The organism is Pseudoalteromonas sp. XMcav11-Q (genome assembly GCF_040104525.1).
In the GTDB taxonomy this organism is placed as follows: domain Bacteria; phylum Pseudomonadota; class Gammaproteobacteria; order Enterobacterales; family Alteromonadaceae; genus Pseudoalteromonas.
Genome location: NZ_JBECOX010000009.1, coordinates 86,983 through 111,940 on the forward strand (window position 1 = coordinate 86,983; position 24,958 = coordinate 111,940).

Genomic DNA, 24,958 nt, shown 5'->3' on the forward strand with positions numbered 1-24,958 from the left:
TACAACTCCTTACTGGATATATAGGCTATCTGCTTTAGTTTTAACTTGCATTCCTGTTACAAGCTCTACGTGCACTTCATCATTTTTGACTTCAGTGATAGTAGCGTTAACAAGCGCTTGACCAAGTTTAACTTTAACTTTGTTATTAACCTTGACCTGTTCAGCCGGTAAAGGTTCAACTTTACCACTGCGCTTAGGTTTAACTTCAGCAGGTTTATTACTCATTTTAGGGCGTTTTTGGTCTTGACGATCCCTTGAGTGAGGTTTCTTTTTGTAAGATTTTGTTTCGCCATCGCGATTGTTTGGACGCTGCGGCTTTTTACGCTTAGCCATTTTGGCACGGCTCTCGGCCAATGCTTTTTCTGCGTGTTCAACGTGCTCTTGTTCAACCTTTTCAGCCTGATTGCCGTCTAGGTCTACACGAAACTCGTTCTTAGTGACTGCTTCGAGATAACGCCAGTTTGAAGTGTATTTACGAAGCGCTTGACGTACTTGGGTTTTACTGACTTTGTCAGAACCCTCAATACGCTCAGCGATATCTTTGAAAATACCAACCTTTAATGGCTTAATCCCTTCCTTTTGCTTGAAGCAGTTAGGAAATTCTGAAAATAAGAAGTCTAATACTTCATTTGTGTCTTTTAGCTTGTTTGTGGTTTCCATTTTTAAACCTATTAATTACATCTGCTCATCGAGCGACGAGTTTATATAGTGTGTAACCCAGTCAATTAGCTCTTCTATCTCTGCTTCAAGAAGCGCTAAATCACCGCGAAGATGTTCCCAAATACCTTCTATGAGCCTATCTATTGTGTCACAGTCTAAATCTTCGGGAAGTAAATCCCATGCGTGATGAATAAGTTCATTTAAGCGTTCTGCAACAACTTCTTCTTCGCCTTCCCAATCACCAACATCGGCGTAAGAAAACAAATAATCTTGTACCTGAAGCATATCTTTCATTAAAGCGTTTCCTCAAACACTTTAACTAACGCTTCTAATCCGATCTTATCCTGCTCGTCAAATCTTGCCAGACTAGGACTGTCAATGTCTAGCACGGCAATCACTTTATTATCTTTAAAAACAGGGATCACGATTTCTGAATTTGATGCTGCGTCGCAAGCAATATGGCCTGCAAACGCATGAACATCCTCAACCAATTGCGTTTCACAAGTTGCAGCTGCTGTGCCACATACCCCTTTACCAACAGGAATTCGGATGCAGGCTGGGTTGCCTTGGAATGGCCCAAGAACCAACTCTTCAGCGCTATCCATAAGATAAAAGCCTGCCCAGTTGATATCTTCAAGAGTTGTAAATAAAAGCGCACTCAAGTTTGCCATATTGGCAATCACATTGTGTTCACCACTGATTAGCCCTTGAGCCTGTTTAACTAAAGTCTGATAAAAGTCTTGCTTTTGCATTACCATCAAATTCACGAATTGAACGACAAAAGCTAAAGGTACTCTTTCGGAGAAATAATTAAAACCTTTTCGACTGAAAAAGTATTAATTATCTGTAAAACTGAGACTGCTCGGTTAATTATCACTCAGTTTTACGATGACCTGCCCGCAAACCAAACAAGAATAGCCCCGCTGCGAGCATTGACATTAAGGCGTTAACAATAAAACCGACACCCGATTGTGCAGCGAAAAGATAGCTAAATACCGCTCCACCAAGTAAGCCCAGTGTTAACAGACCACCATATTGCACCTTGTTGTACCTAAACATAAGGATATATCCGGGAACAACGAATAGGCACATAGCAAGACCAACGATGTATGCGTTAGAAATTGCGCTGAGTACTAAGTTAAAGAACATCTCACTGCGACCGAGTGTAAAGCTGTAGTAAATCCCAAGCACACCACCCACGATTAACGGTGATAATAAAGAGAACCCTACTCCTTTGCCAACTTGTTTCATATTCAACACTCTCTACACTAATTATTCATTCAACACTACTGAGTATTGTGCAAGCAGTGCCTCTGCACTAGCCGACTTTGGTCTAATAAGTATTTGTATCGAGAGTATACTGGTGACGGGAGATTTCTGTTATCAGAAACAAAAAAGCCCTCAAATATGAGGGCTTTAAATGTGGCGGAGAGATAGGGATTTGAACCCTAGATACGCTATTAACGTATGCCGGTTTTCAAGACCGGTGCTTTCAACCACTCAGCCATCTCTCCAAAACCTATGATCCACGCTTAATAGCACGAATCTAAAATAAGTGGCGGAGAGATAGGGATTTGAACCCTAGATACGCTATTAACGTATGCCGGTTTTCAAGACCGGTGCTTTCAACCACTCAGCCATCTCTCCGCAGCGGGGCGAATAATAGAGAATCCCTATGCGCTTGTGAAGCTTTTTTTTCAATTATTTGATCATTTGCGTAAAATTTGGCTCAATCGTCTAAGAACCAGTCAAAATTATGCGTATTTTAGATATTTCAGCGAACTTTTGAAAATATTCAAAGTCTTACGTATTGAGTAAATATTACTGTAGAGACCCAATTAACGACAGATATTGATCCAGAAATCATTGCCCCAACATATAACAATTGATACTCTTATCTTAGTTATTTTTGGGATCAGCATGTTTTATTAAGGAGCTTGAATCATGGCATTCAATCATTCATACAACACTGCAAAACCTGTCATGTCGACAATGGAAACAAACAAAGTGTTGAAAAACACTTACTTCCTGTTGGCAATGACATTAGCGTTTAGTGCAGTAACAGCCGCAATTTCAATGACAATGGCATTACCAGCATTTACCGGTATTGTTTGTTCATTAGTTGCATTTGGTTTGCTTTTTGTTATCGGTAAAAAAGCAAACTCATCTTCTGCTATCGGTCTTGTATTCTTATTTACTGGTATTTTAGGTTTCGGCCTTGGGCCTATGCTTAATCACTATGCTGCACTACCAAATGGTGGCATGTTGATAGCACAAGCACTTGGCACAACAGCGTTAATTTTCTTCGGTTTATCAGCTTATGCACTAACTACGAAAAAAGACTTCTCATTTATGGGTGGCTTTTTAACGGTTGGTTTAATCGTGGTTATTATCTCAAGCCTAGTAAACTTGTTCATTGGATCTAGCATCGCGTTTATGGCAATTAACGCGGCAGTCGTGTTATTAATGTCTGGCTTTATCCTTTATGATACAAGCCGAATTATCAATGGCGGCGAGACAAACTACGTGCTTGCAACTGTGAGCTTGTATTTAAGTATTTATAACTTATTTACCAGTATCCTTGCCCTTTTAGGCGCGTCGGATGACTAACTCAGAATTTCTGATAAAATAAGCCCCATTACGGGGCTTTTTTTATGAGTAAAATTTGAGTCAAATAGCCATATCAGTTCACTTTGGCGTAGCTGCACAGTCAAAGTTAACTTTACTAGAACGGTATGTCGATGCCGCTATTAAAAGTGACCATCAAATCGCGTGTATCTTTCTATACCAAGATGGTGTTTATCACGCCAGTCAAAATATCGTACACGCTTCCGACGAATTGCAAGTCAACGCACTTTGGCAACGCATCAAAGATAAAGGGATCCCCCTGTTGCTGTGTGTCACAGCTGCGGAAAAACGCGGCGTTAGCATCGAAGACGTTAGCCCTTTCACCGTTGCTGGCCTTGCGGAGTTTGCCATGATCTCGAGTAAGTCTGATAAGTGGATGCAGTTTAAATGAGTAAAAACGTGTTAATCATTTCTCAAACCAGTCCATTTGACCAAAATAGTCTGAAAGAAGCGCTGGATGTCGCACTAATCTATGCAGCGATTGATCAACAAGTAAGTTGGCTTTTTACCGGTCCTGCAGTGCTATCGCTCCAGAAAACCCTCAATGCGCCCACACTGGGTTTAAAAGACATGTTTAAGCAATTAAAAACTCTGGAAATTTATGATGTCGAGCGAGTTTATGCCTGCCAGTCAGCTATGGAGGAGTTTAACGTATCGGCACACTCCCTTGCTGTTGATACTGAAATCAAAAATCAACATGAAATCCTTGCGTTAATCAAACAACATGACTTTGTGGTGACACTATGAGTACGCTACATATTATTTCTAGTATCGAAGCATGCGATCAGCTGCAGTTTGTATCCCATCACGACACTATTTTATTATGTAATGATGGCTGCTTTGGTCAAACGCGTATCTCAGCTGGAGATGCAAATGTGGTGATGCTGCAAACTTGCGCCAGTGCCAGAGGTATTGTCCCAGAAGCCGGAGTAAAGCTTATTTCTGACAAAGATTGGGTTGAGCTGACCATTACGATGAACAATTCAATTACTTGGTAATCATCATGCTAGAATTTAACAACCAAACTATCGAGACAGATAAACAAGGCTATTTGCTAGACCATACTCAATGGACTAAAGATTTAGCACCTCTTCTAGCCGCAGAAGAAAATATTGAGCTTTCAGATGCACATTGGGAAGTCATTGAGTTTGTGAGAAATTTTTATCTCGAATACAATACCAGCCCCGCGATCCGCATGCTGGTAAAGGCAATGGCTAAAGCACTAGGTGAGGATAAAGGCAATAGCATCTATTTGTATAAGTTATTTCCAAAAGGCCCAGCCAAACAAGCAACAAAAATAGCGGGGTTGCCAAAACCCGCCAAATGTATTTAACCTGAACTTCGGATAATTAATGCCTTTCTAGCAGCCAGTTTTAGCGCTAACTGCGTTGAATTCACTTCCAATAGCCTGCTATTGGTGCGTAAATTCGCCTTGCCTACAAGGATGTAGGTACCTAGGCGGTAGCAGGACGCGAGAGCGGAGTTATCCCTAAAACTCACTGGCTAGATAAGGAAATAATTTAATTATTTTTAAGAACAATTAGTTAGCTCATTCCTTACCCAAATCTCAGGTTATTTAGGACGGGACAACCGAACTAAAAAAGGCCTCAAATGAGGCCCTGTATAAAAACATTACTTCGTATACGCTCTTGGCATATCAGAATCTGTCGTATATCTGTCTCTTAGTTTATCGTGGCGTGACTCAGTAGACACTTCCTCACCATTGATCCAGATTTTATCGATTGTGGTGCTGAATTCGAAAGGATCCGCACTCCACATTACGATGTCTGCACGTTTACCTGCTTCAATCACACCGCCATCAATGCCCAGTGCTTTCGCAGGGTTAGCGGTAACCGCCTTAAGTGCGCCTTCATGACTCATGCCATTTGCTACAGCAATACCTGCATCAAAACGTAGCTGGTAGACGTTATGACTACCGTCACCACCAATTGACAGGATGACATTGACACCTGCTTTCTCAAGCTTACCTGCGTTATCTAGACTTGCATGCATTGAGTCAAAGCTAGCTGGTAGGTTTGATACCGCACTCAAAATAACTGGTACTTTCGCCTCAGCTAATTGCTCAGCGACCACTACCGCATCATCTGCCCCCTGAATAATCAGATCTAAACCAAACTTTTCTTTTAGCTTAATCGCTTCAAGAATATCCGACGCTCTTGAAAGCGTCGCAATCACAGGCATATCACCCGCAAGCACTTGAGTTAACACTTGTTCTTCTGAACTCGGTTTTCCCTCGTCTTTTTTGTCTTTCTTAGCAAGCTTTTCTTGCTGTGCTTCAAACTTTTTAACAACGTTATCTAACGCTTTTGCACGAGACCCTTTGCTTTTGGCACCCAGATGAATAATTAACGCTGTTTGCTTGTCGGTCACACTGTTAAATTCACCAGATAAGTCAACAACAAAACCAAGCCCTGCAAACTCACTTTTACCACCCCAAGGTGCAACAAAATTTTGCGTTACACCGCCTTTTCTTGCATAGGCAATTAAGCTACTACGTGGATTAAATGCGGTGCTTGCATCAAAATCTACTCCGGCATCGTCATCGCCTGCATCACGAGAAGCAGCAACAGCACCAACTTCAACTAAACCAAGTTGGTTCATTGAGCCGATAAAACCTGGAGTCACAACCTTACCGCTGGCATCAATCGTTACATCAGCAGTCACGTTATCTGGGTTAATCGCTTTTATTTTACCGTTTTCGATAACTAAGGTCGCACCTTCAAGTACGCCAGCATCTGTCGCGGTATGGATCGTTGCATTAGTAATTGCGGTAACATTGGCAAAAGCAACAGAGTGAGCTAGCAATGCGCTAGTGATCATGGTTAGTTTCATGGTTTTCATCTCATCAACTCCTTACTTTTGACCTAACATAAAATCACTAACCGCTTGATATTTTTCATCGTGACGATCATAGACTTTACCACCATCCACAAAGACCTGCTCTGCACGAGAGTACACGCTAAACGGGTTGGTGTTCCAAATTACTACATCGGCTTGTTTGCCTTGCTCAAGCGATCCTGTTTTATCCTGAATGCCTAACGATTTAGCAGCGTTCGAGGTGATCCATTTAATTGCATGCTGTTCGTTGATGTTAAAGCCAGACTGGTTAGCCGTGTTCATCACTTTTGCGGCTTCATGATTCAAGCGTTGAATTGTGGTATCTGAATCCGAATGAACAATTGCACATGAGTTTTTCACTGCATCAACAATTGCAACGTTTTCCTGAACCATATCATAGGCTTCCATCTTAAAGCCCCACCAATCTGGCCACAGCGCTGCACAGTTACCGTTTTCACCTAACAAATCAGCAATCTTGTATGCTTCAATACCGTGGTGGAAGGTTCCTGCGTGATAACCAAACTCTTTAGACAAGTCAATCATCATTGCCATTTCTTCCGCTTTGTAACAATGGTTATGGATCAAGATTTCACCATCTAGCACACCACGAAGCGTATCGAACTTGATATCACGTTTTGGTGCATCCGGATTCAAGCCAGCAGCATATTCGGCTTCGTACTGTTCCCAAGCGCGCTTATATTCACCAGCTTCAATCCAAGCTTCACGGTATCCTGCCATGTTACCCATGCGAGTATAAGGGGCAACACCTTTGGAGCCATATACACGCTTTGGATTCTCACCACATGCCATCTTTAATCCATATGGCGCATCTGGGAATTTCATTGCTTGCATTGTTGGTGCTGGCACATTCTTTAAGGTAACACCACGACCACCAAATAGGTTTGCAGAGCCAGGTAAGATTTGTAGCGTGGTGATCCCCCCTTCTCTAGCTCGGTTAAAGCCAGGATCTTGCGGCCATACAGAATGCTCAACCCATACTTGTGAAGTATTAGGATTAATCATTTCATTACCATCACTGTGCGATTCTACGCTTGGGCTGGGGTAAGCCCCTAAATGAGAGTGTACATCGATGATGCCAGGTGTTACCCATTTACCTTCAGCATCAATGGTAATATCTGCCGTAACAGATAGGTCTTTACCAACTTGCTTGATTTTACCGTCAACAATAAATACATCACCTTGTTCTATCTTTTCACCGGTTCCGGTCAGAACGGTTGCGTTAGTGATTAGGGTTGATTGAGAAGGTACAGGCTTGTAAGTACTTGGGTATGGGTTTTTCTCTATGGTAACTTTTTCTTTTTGTGGGCCGTTATCCTGACAGCCCATCAAAGCTGCGGCAATGCCAGCTACGACTATGGAGGGAGCAAATTTATACATTTTTTGTCATCTCTATTGTTTTTTTGTGACTTTAACTCATGCCATCGCACTTTACGCAATTATGAGCTTCAGTCACAAGTAATTACGACGAACGTCCGGATATTATAACGCATGTTGTCATCAGTGAGTAATTTGAAAAGGCTTAGCTGCCATTACAAAATGTAAATTAGCATCTATATTGACACGTTTTGACACACAAGTAGCAGATAAGAGGTAAATGTAAGAATGAGGTGTTAAATTATCGATAATAGTATTTTATAGCAAAAAAAGTTTCAACTATCTGTATCTTCAGAAATAAAATAATCTAATATTTTACATGCAGTTAGAATTCTTGTACACATTTGACATACTCTATTACATTCAGAATTACTTGGTTTACAGCATTACATGAAAACTTTCGCAATACTAATAACGTGTCCTAGAGATAGCCAAGGAGCTAATCATGAAACTGTTAAATTTAGTATGTGCAACCTCGCTTTTAGTAGTAGGAACAACTTCTGCAGCAGATTTTGTTGCTGCGGATGATAGCAGAGCCACCAAAGTTTGTATGTCGGTTGTCAAAGACAATAGAATCCACCTGTTCCACACCATTAAAGATAACCACCTCAAAAAACGAGTTGTCGAGGAAAAACTACACTGTAATGATATGCCAATCGGTAAATTTGCAGCCACCTATGGATTCAACAAAGCCGCTGATTTCCTCGGTGTAGACAGCAGTACACGGACCAGCATCAAAGACATCGCTCAAGTAGACCAAAAGACTATTTTTGTCTCAGGTTCAAAGTAGTCATGTCGACATGTTTGTAAACAAAAAAGCAAGGCGTAGCAATCCCTGACTACGCCTTTTTCTACTATACGATTGCAGCCAACAACCCAAATAGACCACCGAAAACCCCACCCCACACAACTAACCAACCTAAGTGAGTCTTAATCATGGTTTGTACAATTTCCTTTACCATTTGCGGCGTTAGCTCATTAAGTCGCTCATCTACCGCTTTTTCAATGGTTTGATGTAAATCATCGCCAAGTAGGCCATTACTGAGTGACTCACCAATTGCAGCATCAAACTCTGGCTGTTCACCAAGCTCAACTATTGCTAATCGCATTTTCTCTATAAATGGTTCTCGCAACGGTTGTACAGCTTCAGTCCCACCAAACATCTGTAACATCGCGCCAAATTGAGACGCCTCAATCACACTTAACAAACGGTCGAACGCAGGATTTAAATCGACTTTATTAGCGATAGGTGCCAAGTCAAACTTTGGGTGCTCCTTGCCGAGAAACTTTTCTAGTTTTTCTTTACTAAAGAACTCGCTCAAGATGAGATCTCGAATCGACGTTTTAAACGACTCGAATTTAAGCGTGATAACCCCTGAACCGTAGAGGAAAGGCACTTTCTCAAATAACATATGTACCGCTAACCAATTCGTCATTGCACCAGATAGTGCAAACAATCCAACCGAAAACAACACATCGTTTTCCAGTGCGAAGCCAGTACCGGTTAGCAGTATCGCCAGTAGATTGGTGATGATATTTTTATTCAATGTACTTCCCTTGGATAAAATGACAGACATGATATTTTATTTTTTTTAGAAAAAGGCCTCAAGTATTTGTGATCTTGAGAATTTCAACCATATTTTAGAGTAAGTGAATATGTTGGATCTAACTTATGTGGAACAAAGTCAACCAACAAATCTCTGAATCTCTCCATGACGCATTTGAGTTTTCTTCGAAGCAAACCTTAAAAAGTTATGGGTCTAAAAAACTTTATAAGATTGCAGACGATACCCATCAATTTTTGGTCAAAGTAGCTCCTATTCAAGCTTTAGAGCGATTTGAGTGTGAAGCATCTAATCGTGAAAAGCTTATTCGCGACTCTGATTTCCTCGTGGCCGATACAATAACACTGGGTACGAGTGTTGAATTTTGTTTTATTGTACTGGAATGGTTAGAACTAGATCATCGCAATGAAAACTGGCTTGAGTGCGGTCAAAGCCTTGCTAAAATGCACCAACGTCATGAACAGGAAATGTACGGCCTAGAAGAAGACAATTACATTCATGAGCTGCCGCAACCAAATCAATGGCACAAAAAATGGGAAGTTTTTTTTGCTGAGGAAAGAATTGGTTGGCAACTACAACTGCTCGCTGAAAAAGGGATTATCCTCACTGATATCGACACATTTGTGGAGCAGCTTAAGCCACTTCTTCCACACCAAGTTCAACCGTCTCTAGTTCACGGTAATTTTTGGCATGGTAACATTGGCTTTAGCCATCAAAAACCCGTGCTATTTTCCCCTGCTTGCTATTATGGTGATAGAGAAGTTGATATTGCGATGGCTTCGTTATTCGCTCCACTACCAGATGACTTCTATCGTGGTTACGAGTCTATCTATCCACTCGCAGAAAATTCACCTGAACGTTTAGACATTTATCGCTTATATCCTCTTCTGGTGCAAGCAAACTTGTTTGCTGGCAAGTACATACGGGATGCGGCAGAACAAGTGCAAGCCCTGCTCAAATAACTGCCATATTTTCGTCACAATGCGCTATAGTTAAAAGGTATTTAGTTTGGCCAATTCAGGTGGAGGGCCAATGAAAAACCTATATCAACAACGTATTGAATGTCCGCATTGTGGACATCATATTTTTGTCAATCTTGATACAAGTGAAGGCGATCAGGACTACTTCGAAGACTGTGCTGCTTGTTGCAATCCAATACACCTAAATATGCACTTAGACCAACTGCACAATAAGCTTGAACTTAGGGTTGATAGCGACGACGAACAAGTGTTTTAATCAAAGCAGAAGCGCTATAGATTACGGGCAGCTCATTTGCGAGCTGCTTATCAAGTTGACACAACCTTAGCTAATGCTTTTGGTACCTGCAAATAGAGGTAAAGGGCGTTACTCGGGCAAGGTACTAGTTGTGCTTCAATAGAGTTTGCTTCTTCATGTAGTTTTCAACGGTATTAATAATCGTATAGGTTTGTTGGTCAACCTCTATATTCACAGTATCTCCCACACGCATCGTACCCAAATTGGTAAGCGCCAGCGTTTCAGGTATTAGGTGTAACCAAAAGCCGGTGTGATCAAGCTCCCCCACAGTCAAACTCGCACCATTTACCGCAATAAAGCCTTTGTACATAACATACTTATGCCACGTTTCTGACAATGCTACATGCATCCTACAGTTGCCTTCGTTGCGATGTATTTCACTGATATTCGCGCTTGTTTGAATGTGCCCTGAAATTATATGACCGCCGAGTTCTGTACCAAATGTCATCGAGCGCTCAAAGTTTACCTGTGACCCTCTTTGTACTTCACCTAGATTAGTGAGTCTCAATGTTTCATCAATCACATCAAAGCAAACTTGCCCTACCACGTCATTTTCTGGCTGTTCGAAGTGCACCACCGTTAGGCAGCATCCGTTAATTGCTATGCTCGCACCCAAGGTCAGCTTATCGAGGTATTCAGCACCAACAGAAATAACTAATTTTAAAATATTATCGACCTGCTTCGCCGACACCACCGTCGCTTTTGTTTGAACAATTCCTGTAAACATATCTACCCTCTTAATTTATCCTTGAGATTGTAGCGAAATCGCACTAAGAGATGTACTTAATTTGTATTGAATATCCGACTAGATAAAAATAGTTGCGGCTGCTAGCCGCAAAATTTTGCTAAAAACAAAGCACTAAAATAAACTAACGTTTTTACGCCTTAAGTAGTATCTCACCATGAATTTTTCAACTTGGGAAGCCAGGCGCTTGCTTCAACTTGCGATCCCCGTTTTTCTCGCTCAAGTTACTTTAGTCTTAATGACCGTCGTTGATACGATGATGGCAGGTCAAGTCAGTGCTGAAGACTTAGCTGCTCTTTCTATTGCTACGGGTGTTTGGAACCCTTTGATTTTTAGTTTACAAGGGATCTTACTTGCACTTACGAGTATTGTTGCGCATTGCCATGGTGCTAATGACCCCGCAGGGATCAAACGATTTTTCCAGCAAAGCTTGTATCTCGCTTTAGCGCTTTTTACCGTCGGTTTGGTTTTAGCGAACTTTACTTCTATTGTTTTTTCAAATATTGGGGCAAGTGAGAATGTTCAGGCCCTCGCTCAAGGCTATATTGATTTTGTGAAATGGGGTCTCTTGGGCTTTTTGATCTTTACGGTATACCGCAATGTCACCGAAGGGGTTGGCCAAACAAAGCCTGCTTTTTACATCAGTATTGTTGGTCTTTGTATCAATGTCGTTGCTAACTATATTTTCATCTATGGTAAATTTGGCGCGCCAGCGCTTGGTAGTGCGGGCTGTGGCCTCGCTACATCCATCGTGCTTTGGTCAATGGCAATTGCACAGTGGGTGTATAGCTTGAACAGTAAACACATAGATGGAAAGGCCCTCATTAGCGGTTTTACCAAACCGAGTTTAACTATGATGAAATATGTTGCAGCACTTGGTTTCCCAATTGCACTGGCTACCTTCTTTGAGGTCACGCTATTTGCGTGCATTCCATTATTTATTGCAGATCTAGGTCCTATTTCCGTATCCGGTCACCAAATTGCAGCCAGCGTCACTACAATGCTGTTTATGATGCCATTAAGTTTGTCGATGGCTATTGCCATCCGGATCGGTAACCTAACTGGACAAGGAGCCTTAGACCAACTTAAGCTTTCGGTGAATACCGCGTTTCTTTTGGCCACCTTAATTGCTCTATTTGTCGCACTCATTACGTATATAGGAAGAGATCAGATTGTTTGGCTCTATACCAACAATACTGAAGTAGCCGCTCTTGCAACCAGCATTATGGTGCTGGCTTGTTTGTATCAATTGCCCGATGCATTACAAGTCTCGGCAAATGGTGTGTTAAGGGGGCTAAAATATACTAAGCCAATATCTTGGGTTACCTTTGTATCATATTGGCTAATTGGCTTTTCATTAGGCTATGTATTAGCAAAGACCGATTTAATAACGCCTGCAATGGGTCCTCAAGGCTTCTGGATTGGTATTATTATTGGCTTGAGTACGGCGGCAGTATTATTGGTGACATGCGTAAACAAACGGGTGAAATTTGAGATTAGTCAAGCGAATAGCTAGTACGCTATTACTTTTTACTTTGGCCGGTTGCAGCAAGCAGCCGACCGATATTGCCGTTGAATATCAACAACGTTTGGCGAGCGCAACTGACATAGAGGTGGTACTCCCAGCGCCACTTTACAATCCGGAGGTCGAAAAAGTGCCATTGCCGACAAGTGAGCTAACTATCTCTATGTTAGACATCGCGACCGCTGGACACTGCAAAGTCACAAATCTCATCGCTGCGCACAATAATCAATTAGGGAAAGTAAGTTACCCAAGTGAACGCTTGAAATACACCATCTTATTTATTCAACAAGCTCCTCACTGCATTCAGCATCCAAACACGAGCGACGAGCTGCAACAAACATTAACTCAAGCAGTACAGGATAAGAAACAACAGCTTCCACGCCACTTTCTTCATATGATGACATTTGAAAGAGAGTTGGCAAGTTTGAGTTTGTTAATCGCTGAAGAAGTACCACTAGAGTTGCCAGCAGCCCACGGCAACATGCTAGAGGCCGTTAACGAGCTCGCAGAGCTGGTAATAAACATGGATACGCCAGAAAATCTCAGCCCAGACACGCTCACACCCGCTTTAAAAGTGCTTTCTCAGCGATTTGTCTCATCTTTGGTTACAAGCGTCCGTAAACAGACTCAGCTGAATAATGCGACTACACGCCAATTACAACAACTTAGGCTAAAAGATGGCATTTGCAAAAGCGGCGGAAATAAAAAGCAGGCACAGATCATAAACAATATCTTTAACAAGTATTATTTATCCATTCTTCAGCCGTATCAGGCAATGCTATCTCTTTCTACGGAAGAGTTGATCGCTGCCTGGCAGCCTATTCACCTATTGTATCAAAATAATAACCTTGCCGATCCGCTCACGCTTCAACAACACTTGGATAACCTTAAAGATTCTGCGAAAGCACATGTAAAATGGTGGAAAAAATTTTACGAGCTGTGTGAAATCCCTCCAGTATGAACAAAAAAAAGGCAAACAATCAAAAAATTACTGAAAGCCGCTTGATCCGTTAGCTGAGTCACTATATATTACAACGCGTTGACAGGCACAGACCTGAAAACAATTAATAAACGAATGTTATTGTACGACCGTAGCTCAGTTGGTTAGAGCACTACCTTGACATGGTAGGGGTCGGTGGTTCGAATCCACTCGGTCGTACCAAATCTTATAATACAACCGTAGCTCAGTTGGTTAGAGCACTACCTTGACATGGTAGGGGTCGGTGGTTCGAATCCACTCGGTTGTACCAATCCTAAATATTCAGTCTTATCTAATAAGAATCCATTCGATTGTACCAACCTTAGATTTAATTCAAATAAAGAAAAGCACTACCTACTCTCTATAACCCGTGCCAAGGGTCGATAATTCGGATCCACTCAGTTGTACCACTCCTAAATATTCAGTCTTATCTAATAAGAATCCATTCGATTGTACCAACCTTAGATCTAATCCAAATAAAGAAAAGCACTACCTACTCTCTATAACCCGTGCCAAGGGTCGATAATTCGGATCCACTCGGTTGTACCACTCCTAAATATTCAGTCTTATCTAATAGAATCCATTCGATTGTACCAACCTTAGATCTAATTCAAATAAAGAAAAGTACTACCTACTCTCTATAACCCGTGCCAAGGGTCGGTGGTTCGAATCCACTCGGTTGTACCAATCCTAAATATTCAGTCTTATCTAATAAGAATCCATTCGATTGTACCAACCTTAGATCTAATTCAAATAAAGAAAAGCACTACCTACTCTCTATAACCCGTGCCAAGGGTCGATAATTCGGATCCACTCAGTTGCAACCCTTCAAAAGTTATCTATATCTATCGCTATTTCTTAATCTACCAAGAAAAAAGTTGAGAATTCAAACTTTAGAGCTGTTAATGGAGCCTACTGTGAACTTCTTTGTCATTCCTTGACTCGCTGGAGCTACTAAGCGATAACCCAGTTTCTCGTAAAAGGCTGGCTCGTCTGCAATCATTGAAACATACGAGCCCGGCAAAACATTTGATGCTAAGTAACCATCAATATATTCCATTACTGTACGCCCTAATCCCTGCCCTTGATAAAGCGGATTGACGGCAACATCGACAATTTCAAAATTGCAACCTCCGTCTCCAACCACCCGGCCCATTGCCACAAGTTGTTCGTTATGTCGAATTGCAACCCCATATAATGAGTTAGGTAGTCCGCTTGTGGCTGCTTCTAGAGATTTTGCAGATAATCCAGCGGCTATTCGCAAATCACGATATTCCTCTGGGCAAGGTACTTTCTCTTCAATTTTGAACGTCAAAATAATCACTCCTCTAATCACTAAGAGTGATAGCATAACAACTGTATAAATAAACAGTCAACTAACTCTAACTATCACCTTCCCAAGGTTCTGGTTGTGTTCGAGAATATCGTGGGCTTGCTCAATTTCATCCCAATATAACTCCTTATATATTGGTATCTTCATTGTCTGATCCGGCAGGTCCGAGCCAAACTCATTCAGAAAATCTTTCACTAATTCCGTTTTATAGTCCAATGAGCGGTTTCTCAACGTACTTCCGTGCAAGTTAAACCTTTTCGCGAGTAACTTGGCAAAGTCTAGTTCTGTATATCTTCCGCCTAGCATAGCGAGCATCACACAGTGACAATCCATTGCTGCAACTCTTAGGTTCGCTCTGAGATATTCACCACCGACTGGATCAAGAATGACATTTGCTTTCAAACCAAGCTTTTTCATTTCTTCAGCAAAATCACAGTCTAAATAATTAATAGTGTAATCCGCCCCCAGAGCCTTTGCGTACTTGGCCTTTTCCTTGCTACTTTGGGTCGTAATGACCGTTGCACCTAGCCTTTTTGCAATCCTTATGGCAGCACTGCCAACACCCGAAGCTCCGCCATGGCACAGTAAAATCCCATTAGAATTTAGCTGCCCAGTTCGCACAATCGCATCATAGGCCGTAAGATATACTTCTGCTAAGCCTGCCGCATAGCTCAATGACAAGCCTTTGGTTAACGGCATGAGTAATTCACTTTGTGCAACCACGTACTCAGCATAGCCGCCTCCAGAGGTTAAACAGAACACTTGATCACCAAGTAAATATTCAAACTCAGGAGACGCCACTTGAACTATCGTTCCAGACACTTCCAGACCCAATATCTCACTATCGCCTTCAGGCGCAGGGTATTTCCCTTGCTTTTGCAAAATGTCTGCTCTATTAACCCCAAACGCATGCACTTTGATTAGCACTTGCTTTGCACTCAATGTTGGTGTTTCAGTGTACTGGATTTGAAGCTGAGAAGATGCGTGACTGATATAACGCATCTTCTTTGGGATCACTGAATTTTTTTCCATACTTCCTTCTCGACGAACTTACCATCTTCATACAGTTCATGATGCCATAAATTACCATCAATCTTGTAGCTGAATGACATCGTTCGACCAAGTAAGGAAGTAACATTTCCATATTCATAGGTTTCGATAAATCTATCTCCCTCTATTTTGTAACTCCCTCCACCAGCGTATTTAAACTTTCCTTCACTTTGCGTAATGTAGCTGTGGTGAGCCTCAGTAATTAACTTTATCGACGTCAAGCTAGGCGCTTGCGCTGATACAATGCCATCTGTGGTGGCATATTTTCCCTCAACAAATTCCCAAGTACCTAAAAGTGGGTTTGCCAAAGCAATTGGACTCAATAACAATAAACTAAGTGCGGTGACTTTCATCTTATTTCCCTTTAACGTTGTTTTATTCAGTTTTACACAATCACCCAACCAGGTCAGTTGAGATAATCTCAACATCAAGAATGAAATAATGCGTTCTCAGGTCTATTTACAAAGTAACCATTGTAGAGAAAATAATGAAATTATTAATGTTTATACTGTTGTTTGGCTTAATTGCATCCACTCAGGCAACCGAAATTGAAATCGAATATAAGAGCTGGATCAGTGGCAGTGATAGACAACATGTGGAAACTTGGCTAAAACACGGTGTTAAAGCAACAGAGCGTTCCTTGGGAATATTACAACAATATACACTTCCATTTATCATTGAACCGAGCTTATTCGCATCTGAGCCTGTGCCATGGGCCACGGTTCAACGTGGCAAACCCGACGCTGTTCTACTCCAAATCAAACGATTTACCTCAAGCCGAGTGTTGATTAAAGATTGGACCTTGTACCATGAAATTGCTCACCTTTATCACCCGTTGCTTGACCACTCAGATTTCTGGCTTGCAGAGGGGCTTGCTACCTATTTACAAAATGTCATTATGCTAGAGAACGATATTTTTAATGTTGCAGAGTTTCGTACAAGATTAATCTCAGGGCTCAGCCGAGGCGCAAAAAATACGCGAATGAATAAAGGAGCACTTAAAACAGTGAGCGAACAAATGTGGTCATTAAACGCACAACAAAGAGTCTATTGGAGTGGGGTTGCATTCTTTATAGAAGCAGAAATTGCACTGCAGGATACGGGCAATAAGAACACAATCAGAGCGCTTATCTCCTCATTTCAGCAGTGTTGTAAAGGCAGTGTAATATCGGGAGACCGTAACAGTGGACGTTTATTTATTGCGAGTCTAGATAAACTATCCAAAACCACCATATTTTCCAATCTATATGCCAACTATAAACAGCGGAAGGACTTCCCTGACCTAAGTAAGGCTCAAATCTACAGTCTGCAGCCATTAAGATAAGGTGTTGTATAAAATCCTTTCATTATCATGCCTATCCGCTATAAATATTAACAAGGCGTAGAATCCTAAGCTTGTTTGGTTTGCTGCTTTTCTGACTCAATAGCGGTTGTCATCGCACCAAGTAACTCAGTTAGCTGCACTTCAACACACTCTAGTTGTTTATTCTTCAGCTTAACATCCAACTCGTTTGCAATTTTATGAATATCAATACAATCAAACATCGCAGCAGTACCTTTAATCGCATGAACTGTTCTTGCTAACGCATCGTAGTCCTGATACTTAGCTTGATTCTTTATCTGAATGATTTGCTCATGCAGCCCAGAAATATACTGTTGTTTTAACTGATAAAATTCGGCTTCAGGAAGATCAACTTCCTCGTCGACTTGGATATCCAAATAATAGGCTACCTTTTGACTGAACACGACTCTATCAATAGGTTTTGCAAGATGATCACTAAATCCAAGTTTTAAGTAACGCTCAATTTCATGCTGCATGGTGTTGGCAGTTAATGCAATCACAGGCGTGCTACACCCTGTTGCCTGAATAAAGCTAAACGCCTGCTCACCATCCATTACAGGCATTTGGATATCCATTAATATCAAATCGAAATCACCATCTAGTACCGCCTGTACCGCTAGCTGACCATTTTCAACCGCCGTCACAGATAAACCCATACGCTCTAAAATACGCTTAATAAGCTTACTATTGTCTGTGTTATCTTCAGCTAATAACACCTCACCTTTAAGCTCTTGATTTATTTCATCAGGTATTGTGCCTTGTTCACGAACATCACCAATTTGAGCGAGACTTTGCACCCACTTTGTTTTCTCGGTGGTATATAGGCCAACAGTAAGAGTAAAGGCAGTACCTGAGCCTACCTCACTTTCTACCGAAATATCACCATCTAACTTTCTCGCTAAGCTTTTGGAGATATTTAGTCCAAGCCCTGTCCCACCATATTTCCTTGATGTGGAAGAGTCAGCTTGATAAAACGCGCTAAATAATTCTTTTTGCTCGTCCGCTGTCATTCCTATCCCGGTATCTCGCACTGTAATCATGAGACGCTCGTTTTGACACGCCACATCAATCGAGATTTTACCAACCGTCGTGAACTTCATTGCGTTAGATGTGAGATTTAGTAATATCTGTCGCAAACGAGTGGGATCAATAACCACAAAATCAGGCAGCGGAAAATGATAATTCAGCGCAAACTCCAGTCCTTTATCTCTAATTTGCTTACCCAATAATGAATCGACATGCGCAATCGCTTGAAAAAGGTTTGACTCCACCAACTCAACTTCTAGTTTATTGGCCTCAATTTTAGACATATCCAGAATATCATTAATTAGCCCAAGTACATGACGCGAGTTTTGCAAAATAACGGAGATAGCGTGATTACGCTCATGTGGCTTAATATCTCCGAGCATAATGCCATCGGCATAGCCAATAATTGACGTCATTGGTGTTCTTATTTCATGACTCATGTTTGCCAAAAATCGACTTTTTGCCTCACTAGCATCTCTAAGTTCTGAGGCCACCTGCTCTAACTCATAGGTCCGCTTTAACACCTTTGCTTCAAGGTTTTTATTGAGTTCTATATTTTCTTCACTGGTAATTCTAAACTTGTCCGCAACTGCGAAGGCCAGCAGTAATGCATCAAGCGCAGTACCTATTAGACCGTAAAGATATAAGTTACTCGACGATTCAGGCAGCAAACTTAAGTTCGTTAAATTACCCACCATATTGGGGATCGCCATTGCAATATATGCCATTACAAAATAGCGAGCGGGCTTAAATCCTTCAGTCCAACGCGTAATACCAACAAATAGTCCGAAGCAAAGCGCTAACCCCGTTACTAAAGTCGCCCAAATAAAACCAAAGCCAGGGAAAAGAATACAAAACGGTAGTCCAAGCGCAGCTATCACACCAAGCCAAATAGAAATCGACACATAGTTTGGATGAACGTCCTTGAGTTTTAGAAGATGGATATAAAATAACGCGTTAGTTAATGGCGCAAGCGCAAAACCTAACCAATGTAAGTTTGCAGAGTAAAACCCAAATAACTCGTCGGGAATATGAAAAAAATGGCTCCACGCAAATACCCACACACAAGTGAATAATGCGTAATAAAAATGAGTGATATCTTTAGAGCCGATGTAGATTAATAAGTTATACAGCCCCAAAACAATGCCGACACCAAAACAAAGCGTCATAATAAGATTTTCATAGACCACTTCCTGCTGAAAGTCTCTAAGAGGCTCAATGGTCAACTTTACCGGGGTGTAAAAGAAATCACTCTCGAAGAGAGTAACGATATAATAATCTTGACTAGGCTCTAACGTGACTTGATTGCCATAATGAAATGCAAATTCATTTTCGACCTTACCCCCAGAGAAAACTCGCAAGACTGTTTCCGGTGTATATATCCTCGACTCAACTTTGCTTAATACCGTATTGTATGGATAAAGCACAAATTCATTTAAGGGTGTTTCATTTCTGACTTTAGTAACCAAGAAATAACGACCAGAAAACAGCGCTCTGTTTTTTAGTGGTTCATGAATAGATTCCCACGCACTCAATTCAGCCCAGTTTTGAGGAAATCTTGTACTAGAATTTGCCTCATAAGCCTTTCCAACATGGTGTAAATTTTGATATTGCCAAGGCTGCGTCAATTTCAACACAGCCTGATCTGCATAGGCAAAACTAGAAACCAGAATTATGCTGAAAATGATCAGGAGTAAACGCATTCTAGCCTGTTACCTCAGTAAAGTTACCTGTGATTCGGTATTGTATCTGCAAGTTTTCAACCCCCAAGTCAGGTGACTTATACGTATAGTGATTAAGCAAAATCAAAATCGATATGTTACATCCATGCCTACTCTTCTTCCCTCACCTTTAAAGTCTTCTAACATTCCCAAAAAACTACTCAGGTCAAATTTAAGGTGGCTATACTCTTTATCTAGAAGATTTTTACCCCAAATACCTAACTGCCAGTCTCTATACTCCAGCTGTAGATTAGCATTCCAAAGCATATAACTGGGTTGCTTAGCATACGGAGATTCATTTTGGTCAAAGTAATATTCGCTTTGATAATCAAATGCTATTCTACTTTTTATACTAACTTCATCCCAATTAAATGCATAATTTATTTGCCCAGAGATATTCCATTCGGATGTAAACGGTAAACGATTGTCGGTCAATACAACGCCAACTGGATCGATAAACTCCTCAAAGTTAGCTTCAGGTATATACCCTACATCTAAGCCTATCTGAGTTTGCTCCGATAGATACCAAGTATTTTCTATCTCAGCACCATAGATTTTGGACTTACCTACGTTTTCAAGTAACTGATAAGGCGGCGCTCCAGGTACTTCTGAAGCCTGATTCATAAATACCTGTTGATCTTTATAATCATAGTAAAAAGCAGCCAAGTTTGTACGAAGTTTAAGGTCATTAAATAACAGCTTAGCGCCTACTTCATGAGCGATTAGTTCTTCAGGGCCATAACTTGCATGTATCGCGGCATCCTTCGAAATAAGGAAGCCACCGTTATAGCCGCCGCTTTTTACACCATTAGATAAACTATAATAAACACTGTTATCCGATTTAACTTTATGGATAACCGACAATTTTCCAGACAAATTACTATCGGACTCTTTTCCCTCAATGTCGTAGGCAGGAACTAAAATGCCAGCGAGATTACCTCCAAAAGGCACGTTTAAATAGGAAAAAGAGTCATACTTCACATCTTCATCGCTATATCTTACTCCTACGAGTACATCTGTATGCTCACTAACTTCATATTCATATTGACCAAATAAGGCCATTGATTTTACTTTAATATCATTATCATAGAAAAAGGTCGCCGCACTTGAACCATTAGGGGTTCCCCTAAAATCACGTAATAAGTCATTAAAATTATCTTGATAAATACGCTCTTCTAGTTGAAATAAACCTACCGTTAGAAAGCCGGTCTCCATACTTTGCTCAAACCTAAGCTCATTCACCAGCTTTTCATTTTTAAGTCCTAACTCGCCTTCACACAATGAAAATGGACTTCCATCACAATTAAATCCATGTATCCTATCTAAGCGATTGAAAGCCCCAAGATAAATAAGTTGAGACCGGTCATCCAGTGCATACGCGACCTCTGTTGTAACGCCTTTGCTTATACTGTGATGTTTTTGATAATTATTTACCCGTACAGCCCAAAAATCGTCACTGCCAATATTACAGCCAAGCGCATCAACGCAGTTGCTAGTGCCCGCTTGGGCTGGAGAACATAATGAACCATCCAAAGGGTTTGAGAATAATCCGATATTCCCGACCGGCTGAACCAGTCCATTCCAATGACCATAATCTAATTTCACAAAAACACTGAACTTATCAAACTCGCCAAAATAACTTAGTCGAACATCATTTTGTTCCATATACGCCTCAGGAGCGTCAGGCTGTAAGTTATACGTTGTGTACTCATAGTTATTGTGGCTAGCTGCAAGTCGCACCGCGCTATTTTGATCTAGGCTATAATTGAGCGTCGCACGAGCTCTTGATAAAGAGTCAGAACCGACCCCTACACTGACAGAAGCAAAATCACCATCTGTTGGGCGCGCCGTGCGCACTAAAATTGCCCCCCCAGTGGTATTTCTACCAAAAAGTGTACCTTGTGGACCTTTCAACACTTCAACTTGTTCAACATCAAACAAGTTAATGATTTGATTATTCGCAGACCCAACAGATATACCATCTAAATACATCCCAACCGGAGAAGTGTTAGCCGTGTTATAATCGACAAGTCCGACACCTCGAATGCTGACCGCTGGGGGCGTACCCTCAGCTGCATTTTGACTGATTTTTACATTCGCAACTAAACTACCTAGTTCGGTCGTATCTTTCAGCGCGGCGTCAGTGATGACTTGTCCGGATATGGGTTTAACAGCGATAGCAACATCATTGATAGATTGCTTTCTTTTTTGGGCGTATACCTCAATGACTTCGATTTCTTCTTCGACTTGTGCTGATGCTTCCATCGAGACTGCTAAGAGTAATGTTAGTGTTATCGTATTTAACAGCACATTTGGATGTGGCATAGTTTGAATCCCGAGCTATATCATGCAATTGCACTATCAGTATAGCTGAATTAAAAAGACCCCCAAACAAATGAACCCGATTACCCTTTTAAGGTTCAAGTTATCGTTCATAATACATACAAATTATACCAAGGTGGGATCTGAGCCCTGCAAATTGCAGGGCGTAGAATATAGGTTAAGCTAATACAGTTGTACAACTAATGGTTCAAAAATCAAGCGTTCGTTTAGCGCCTAAAGTGTAATAACTCGGTTATTTAAACGGCTCAAACCCTGATTCTCCACTAATGTTTTGAGGATATCCGGTGATGGCTCTACTCGTTTGCATGCCAGCCATCACAGCAGCTTCAACACAACCTGCATTGACACCGGTTTTAATCCAATCTCCAGTAATGTAGAGGTTATTGAATATGCAGCCGTCCGTAGGCAGTCGAAATTGACTGCTATCAACAACACTTAAGACATAACGCTCACTGGGGTCGACATTCACCCTCCAATACTGAGTGTTGAACCTAACTTCACCTTCGTTATTATCAACATCAAACAATACGTTCCAGTCGAAGTCGTTACCATGATAAGCCTCTGGCCACAGTGGCTGCATCTGTAATCTAAGTTTTTGCAATGCGTTTTCTTTTACCTGAGCTTTCATGCGCTCAGGAAACTCATGATCGCTCGGAGGTGGATAATCTGCGCAGGTAAAAGCACTACAAAAGTAGGCAATGTTATTTGGCTGTGTATTTGGCCAATCTTCAACCTCAATTAAATTAGACATCGCGGCCCAAGTGTCAAAAGGTTGAGAAAATGCGCTTAATATTGGTGGCTCATTACTACCAGAAGGATCGTGAAAACCCAGTTCACTGTCAGTTTTAGTAAGCCACAACTGTAATGCTTGAGTCGCAACAGTTTTGACCTTTTCAGCTTGCAACTTTAAGCCGTTATCTTTAGCCAATAATTGCTGACAAAGTGGCTCAAGACTTGCCACTGAGATCCCAAAAATCACTAAATCGAAATCAGTACCTTTATTTAGTGTTTTTCTCGGTAACCTCTGTCCAAATGCTTGTTGGTAAACCGCCTCCCAATTAGACCAGTAAGACTCTAGGTTAATCTCATGTTCTTTAAGTAGTGCCACTTGCTGCGGGTCAATTTGTTGCCACAGTGGCGAGCTTGGCCAACATGGCAAGTCTTTGACTAATTCCAGAGGCTCGTAACTTTGCGTCTCTTTTAGTTTAACCTGTTGAATTAATTGAATGCTATCAACATAATGACCATCATCATCCTGTGTACAGTGTAACGATTCAACCTGATGAAAAAACGCAAACTGAACGCCTCGATGTTTGAGCAGCTCATAAATAGGAGAGAAAATAATATCTCCCATTCCCGCTTGCATTTTCCACATCACACCACCGCGATAACACAGCATAATCCTAAGCATGGCCAAAGCCGCAACTCCAGCTTCAACATTCGGCTTTTTAAAATCACCGTTCTCATAGCCAAAAACGAGATCATAAAAGCCACGGACTGGTGCAGACTCTACAGACAGCAATTCATTTGCGCCATTGCGCTTGAGCCACTGTTTAAAATCGTATTGATCAAGATAACCAAACCCTCGTGAATAGACTTTGTCTCGGAGCATGCCAATGGTCATCGCAACACCTAAATCTATGCATATATATAGACGTCTAATGACAGGGTTGTCATCAATTAAGTCATTTACTTCAGACTGCAACCAGCGCCTAATTTTTCGAACCATATACCAAACAACTAAGTGATCTTTCTTATTTTCTAAACGATGATCAGCTTCACGTACCGTTAGAAAATTACTAAGTTGCGTTATTAACAGCTTTGGTGTGGATACGACCTCTTGGGCTTGATTTTCTGCGTCATCAAATAGAGCTCTAGCCTTTTCTTCTACACTATCAAAAAAGCTTTTAACTTCCTGTCCCAAGTGAGCAAGCAGCGTTTTGTCTCTTTCTTTTTTAGTTTTGAGTTGTGTGGATTTGTGGGTTTTCTCAACTTCGCATTCCAAATCATCAACCCACTTGTGTAGCCAAGCCGCAAGTAATTTTAAAATCTGCCAAAAATGTAAATCGAGTGTGCCATCTGCTGGATTACCTGGGATCTCAGGGAAATCTACTGACCAAGTTTGCCATTGCTGATCAATATATTCTTGCAACACCACCAAACTATGTGGTTTTAGCGCTTGTTGCCAAGTGTGAATGGGGATATCACTTGAGCGCTCAAGCTTATTATAAACGGTCTCAATTGCCCTAAAAGAATTGACATAGGCACCAAACCAAACGTGAAGACCGTGCTCCTCTATACGTTCGCCGTATTCAGCATTACGACCACTCGCCCCTTTGCCCCCCAAGCGCCAACCTTGCTGATAAACGGTAATATCATAGCGCTCTTGCCAATCGTCTTGTTCAGTCATGTATACCGCAGCAGTCATTGCCGAAACACCGCCGCCAAGTATTGCTACTTTTTGTTTACTCATAAACCTTCCTTTTTCTAACCTGTTGACGAGCAACATCTA

General features: G+C 41.3%; 25 protein-coding genes and 4 tRNA genes. 13 read left to right on the forward strand and 16 right to left on the reverse strand.

Annotation, left to right across the window (positions count from 1 at the left end):
* Nucleotides 1-9 precede the first annotated feature (9 nt).
* The 6 genes from proQ to ABMY45_RS15235 all read right to left on the reverse strand — a co-directional run bounded on the left by proQ (nt 10) and on the right by ABMY45_RS15235 (nt 2,307).
* Nucleotides 10-660, reverse strand: a complete 651-nt coding sequence (proQ, locus tag ABMY45_RS15210) for an RNA chaperone ProQ (protein WP_010604625.1) — start codon at nt 658-660, stop codon at nt 10-12.
* A gap of 15 nt (nt 661-675) precedes the next feature.
* Nucleotides 676-954, reverse strand: coding sequence for a hypothetical protein (locus ABMY45_RS15215; RefSeq protein WP_102056709.1), 279 nt, complete (start codon nt 952-954; stop codon nt 676-678).
* Entirely contained in the window at nt 954-1,412 is a 459-nt protein-coding gene (locus ABMY45_RS15220) for a GAF domain-containing protein (RefSeq protein ID WP_010604624.1), read from the reverse strand. The genes ABMY45_RS15215 and ABMY45_RS15220 overlap by 1 nt, the downstream gene beginning before the upstream one ends.
* A gap of 121 nt (nt 1,413-1,533) precedes the next feature.
* Nucleotides 1,534-1,911 (reverse strand): hypothetical protein, encoded by a 378-nt coding sequence (locus tag ABMY45_RS15225; RefSeq protein WP_211868821.1) that lies wholly within the window; start codon nt 1,909-1,911, stop codon nt 1,534-1,536.
* Between the two features lie 172 nt (nt 1,912-2,083).
* Nucleotides 2,084-2,174, reverse strand: a tRNA-Ser gene (locus tag ABMY45_RS15230).
* A 42-nt stretch (nt 2,175-2,216) separates the two neighbouring features.
* Nucleotides 2,217-2,307: transfer RNA gene (locus tag ABMY45_RS15235), tRNA-Ser, on the reverse strand.
* 297 nt (nt 2,308-2,604) lie between these two features.
* On the opposite strand from ABMY45_RS15235, the gene ABMY45_RS15240 reads away from it, so the two are divergent.
* Genes ABMY45_RS15240 through ABMY45_RS15260 form a run of 5 tightly spaced genes read left to right on the forward strand, consistent with a single transcriptional unit; the run spans nt 2,605 to nt 4,621 of the window.
* A complete protein-coding gene (locus ABMY45_RS15240) occupies nt 2,605-3,270 on the forward strand; it encodes a Bax inhibitor-1/YccA family protein (protein WP_010604622.1) in 666 nt (221 codons plus the stop codon).
* Nucleotides 3,271-3,325: 55 nt separating this feature from the next.
* Nucleotides 3,326-3,679 carry a sulfurtransferase complex subunit TusD gene (tusD, locus tag ABMY45_RS15245; protein ID WP_010604621.1) on the forward strand — a complete coding sequence of 118 codons (354 nt, stop codon included), beginning with the start codon at nt 3,326-3,328 and terminating at the stop codon, nt 3,677-3,679.
* Nucleotides 3,676-4,035 (forward strand): DsrE family protein, encoded by a 360-nt coding sequence (locus tag ABMY45_RS15250; RefSeq protein ID WP_174168961.1) that lies wholly within the window; start codon nt 3,676-3,678, stop codon nt 4,033-4,035. Before tusD ends, ABMY45_RS15250 begins: the two co-directional genes overlap by 4 nt.
* Nucleotides 4,032-4,286: a DsrH/TusB family sulfur metabolism protein gene (locus tag ABMY45_RS15255; RefSeq protein WP_174168962.1), complete on the forward strand. Its 255-nt coding sequence runs from the start codon at nt 4,032-4,034 to the stop codon at nt 4,284-4,286. The genes ABMY45_RS15250 and ABMY45_RS15255 overlap by 4 nt, the downstream gene beginning before the upstream one ends.
* Before the next feature lie 5 nt (nt 4,287-4,291).
* Entirely contained in the window at nt 4,292-4,621 is a 330-nt protein-coding gene (locus ABMY45_RS15260) for a TusE/DsrC/DsvC family sulfur relay protein (protein WP_045989037.1), read from the forward strand.
* A 299-nt stretch (nt 4,622-4,920) separates the two neighbouring features.
* Here the strand turns inward: ABMY45_RS15260 and ABMY45_RS15265 are convergent, their stop codons facing one another.
* Together ABMY45_RS15265 and ABMY45_RS15270 are read right to left on the reverse strand one after the other, a co-directional pair.
* Nucleotides 4,921-6,150: an amidohydrolase family protein gene (locus ABMY45_RS15265; RefSeq protein WP_174168963.1), complete on the reverse strand. Its 1,230-nt coding sequence runs from the start codon at nt 6,148-6,150 to the stop codon at nt 4,921-4,923.
* A gap of 12 nt (nt 6,151-6,162) precedes the next feature.
* The gene (locus ABMY45_RS15270; RefSeq protein WP_010604616.1) at nt 6,163-7,545 is read right to left on the reverse strand and encodes an amidohydrolase; all 1,383 of its coding nucleotides are present in this window, start codon (nt 7,543-7,545) and stop codon (nt 6,163-6,165) included.
* A gap of 442 nt (nt 7,546-7,987) precedes the next feature.
* On the opposite strand from ABMY45_RS15270, the gene ABMY45_RS15275 reads away from it, so the two are divergent.
* Nucleotides 7,988-8,332, forward strand: coding sequence for a DUF3718 domain-containing protein (locus ABMY45_RS15275; RefSeq protein WP_235367493.1), 345 nt, complete (start codon nt 7,988-7,990; stop codon nt 8,330-8,332).
* 64 nt (nt 8,333-8,396) lie between these two features.
* On the opposite strand, the gene ABMY45_RS15280 is transcribed toward ABMY45_RS15275, so the two are convergent.
* Entirely contained in the window at nt 8,397-9,089 is a 693-nt protein-coding gene (locus ABMY45_RS15280; RefSeq protein ID WP_235367494.1) for a DUF445 domain-containing protein, read from the reverse strand.
* Between the two features lie 125 nt (nt 9,090-9,214).
* Here ABMY45_RS15280 and ABMY45_RS15285 point away from each other — a divergent pair, with 125 nt between their 5' ends.
* The gene (locus ABMY45_RS15285; RefSeq protein WP_102056704.1) at nt 9,215-10,069 is read left to right on the forward strand and encodes a fructosamine kinase family protein; all 855 of its coding nucleotides are present in this window, start codon (nt 9,215-9,217) and stop codon (nt 10,067-10,069) included.
* A gap of 70 nt (nt 10,070-10,139) precedes the next feature.
* Nucleotides 10,140-10,343 (forward strand): CPXCG motif-containing cysteine-rich protein, encoded by a 204-nt coding sequence (locus ABMY45_RS15290; RefSeq protein ID WP_102056703.1) that lies wholly within the window; start codon nt 10,140-10,142, stop codon nt 10,341-10,343.
* Nucleotides 10,344-10,467: 124 nt separating this feature from the next.
* Here ABMY45_RS15290 and ABMY45_RS15295 read toward each other — a convergent pair whose 3' ends face one another.
* The gene (locus ABMY45_RS15295; protein ID WP_010604611.1) at nt 10,468-11,109 is read right to left on the reverse strand and encodes a riboflavin synthase; all 642 of its coding nucleotides are present in this window, start codon (nt 11,107-11,109) and stop codon (nt 10,468-10,470) included.
* Nucleotides 11,110-11,284: 175 nt separating this feature from the next.
* Here ABMY45_RS15295 and ABMY45_RS15300 point away from each other — a divergent pair, with 175 nt between their 5' ends.
* The 4 genes from ABMY45_RS15300 (at nt 11,285) to ABMY45_RS15315 (ending at nt 13,902) form a co-directional block, all read left to right on the forward strand.
* Complete coding sequence (locus ABMY45_RS15300) at nt 11,285-12,643, forward strand: MATE family efflux transporter (protein WP_102056702.1); 1,359 nt, start codon at nt 11,285-11,287, stop codon at nt 12,641-12,643.
* Entirely contained in the window at nt 12,618-13,613 is a 996-nt protein-coding gene (locus ABMY45_RS15305; RefSeq protein WP_349289098.1) for a DUF3080 family protein, read from the forward strand. Before ABMY45_RS15300 ends, ABMY45_RS15305 begins: the two co-directional genes overlap by 26 nt.
* 124 nt (nt 13,614-13,737) lie before the next feature.
* Nucleotides 13,738-13,814 (forward strand) — tRNA-Val (locus tag ABMY45_RS15310).
* 11 nt (nt 13,815-13,825) lie between these two features.
* Nucleotides 13,826-13,902: transfer RNA gene (locus ABMY45_RS15315), tRNA-Val, on the forward strand.
* A gap of 615 nt (nt 13,903-14,517) precedes the next feature.
* On the opposite strand, the gene ABMY45_RS15320 is transcribed toward ABMY45_RS15315, so the two are convergent.
* From ABMY45_RS15320 to ABMY45_RS15330, 3 genes are read right to left on the reverse strand one after another with little or no spacing between them, the layout of a single operon-like run.
* Nucleotides 14,518-14,946, reverse strand: coding sequence for a GNAT family N-acetyltransferase (locus ABMY45_RS15320; protein WP_349289099.1), 429 nt, complete (start codon nt 14,944-14,946; stop codon nt 14,518-14,520).
* A gap of 57 nt (nt 14,947-15,003) precedes the next feature.
* The gene (locus ABMY45_RS15325) at nt 15,004-15,996 is read right to left on the reverse strand and encodes an NAD(P)H-quinone oxidoreductase (RefSeq protein ID WP_349289100.1); all 993 of its coding nucleotides are present in this window, start codon (nt 15,994-15,996) and stop codon (nt 15,004-15,006) included.
* On the reverse strand, nt 15,978-16,367 hold the full coding sequence (locus ABMY45_RS15330; RefSeq protein ID WP_102056698.1) for a hypothetical protein: 390 nt from the start codon (nt 16,365-16,367) through the stop codon (nt 15,978-15,980). The genes ABMY45_RS15325 and ABMY45_RS15330 overlap by 19 nt, the downstream gene beginning before the upstream one ends.
* A 134-nt stretch (nt 16,368-16,501) precedes the next feature.
* On the opposite strand from ABMY45_RS15330, the gene ABMY45_RS15335 reads away from it, so the two are divergent.
* Nucleotides 16,502-17,338 carry a hypothetical protein gene (locus tag ABMY45_RS15335; RefSeq protein WP_029215759.1) on the forward strand — a complete coding sequence of 279 codons (837 nt, stop codon included), beginning with the start codon at nt 16,502-16,504 and terminating at the stop codon, nt 17,336-17,338.
* A 65-nt stretch (nt 17,339-17,403) separates the two neighbouring features.
* Here ABMY45_RS15335 and ABMY45_RS15340 read toward each other — a convergent pair whose 3' ends face one another.
* The 3 genes from ABMY45_RS15340 to ABMY45_RS15350 form a co-directional block, all read right to left on the reverse strand.
* Entirely contained in the window at nt 17,404-20,085 is a 2,682-nt protein-coding gene (locus ABMY45_RS15340; RefSeq protein WP_102056696.1) for an ATP-binding protein, read from the reverse strand.
* Between the two features lie 102 nt (nt 20,086-20,187).
* Nucleotides 20,188-22,428, reverse strand: a complete 2,241-nt coding sequence (locus tag ABMY45_RS15345; protein WP_349289101.1) for a TonB-dependent receptor — start codon at nt 22,426-22,428, stop codon at nt 20,188-20,190.
* A gap of 250 nt (nt 22,429-22,678) precedes the next feature.
* Entirely contained in the window at nt 22,679-24,919 is a 2,241-nt protein-coding gene (locus tag ABMY45_RS15350) for an NAD(P)-binding protein (protein WP_029215758.1), read from the reverse strand.
* Nucleotides 24,920-24,958: the final 39 nt, after the last annotated feature.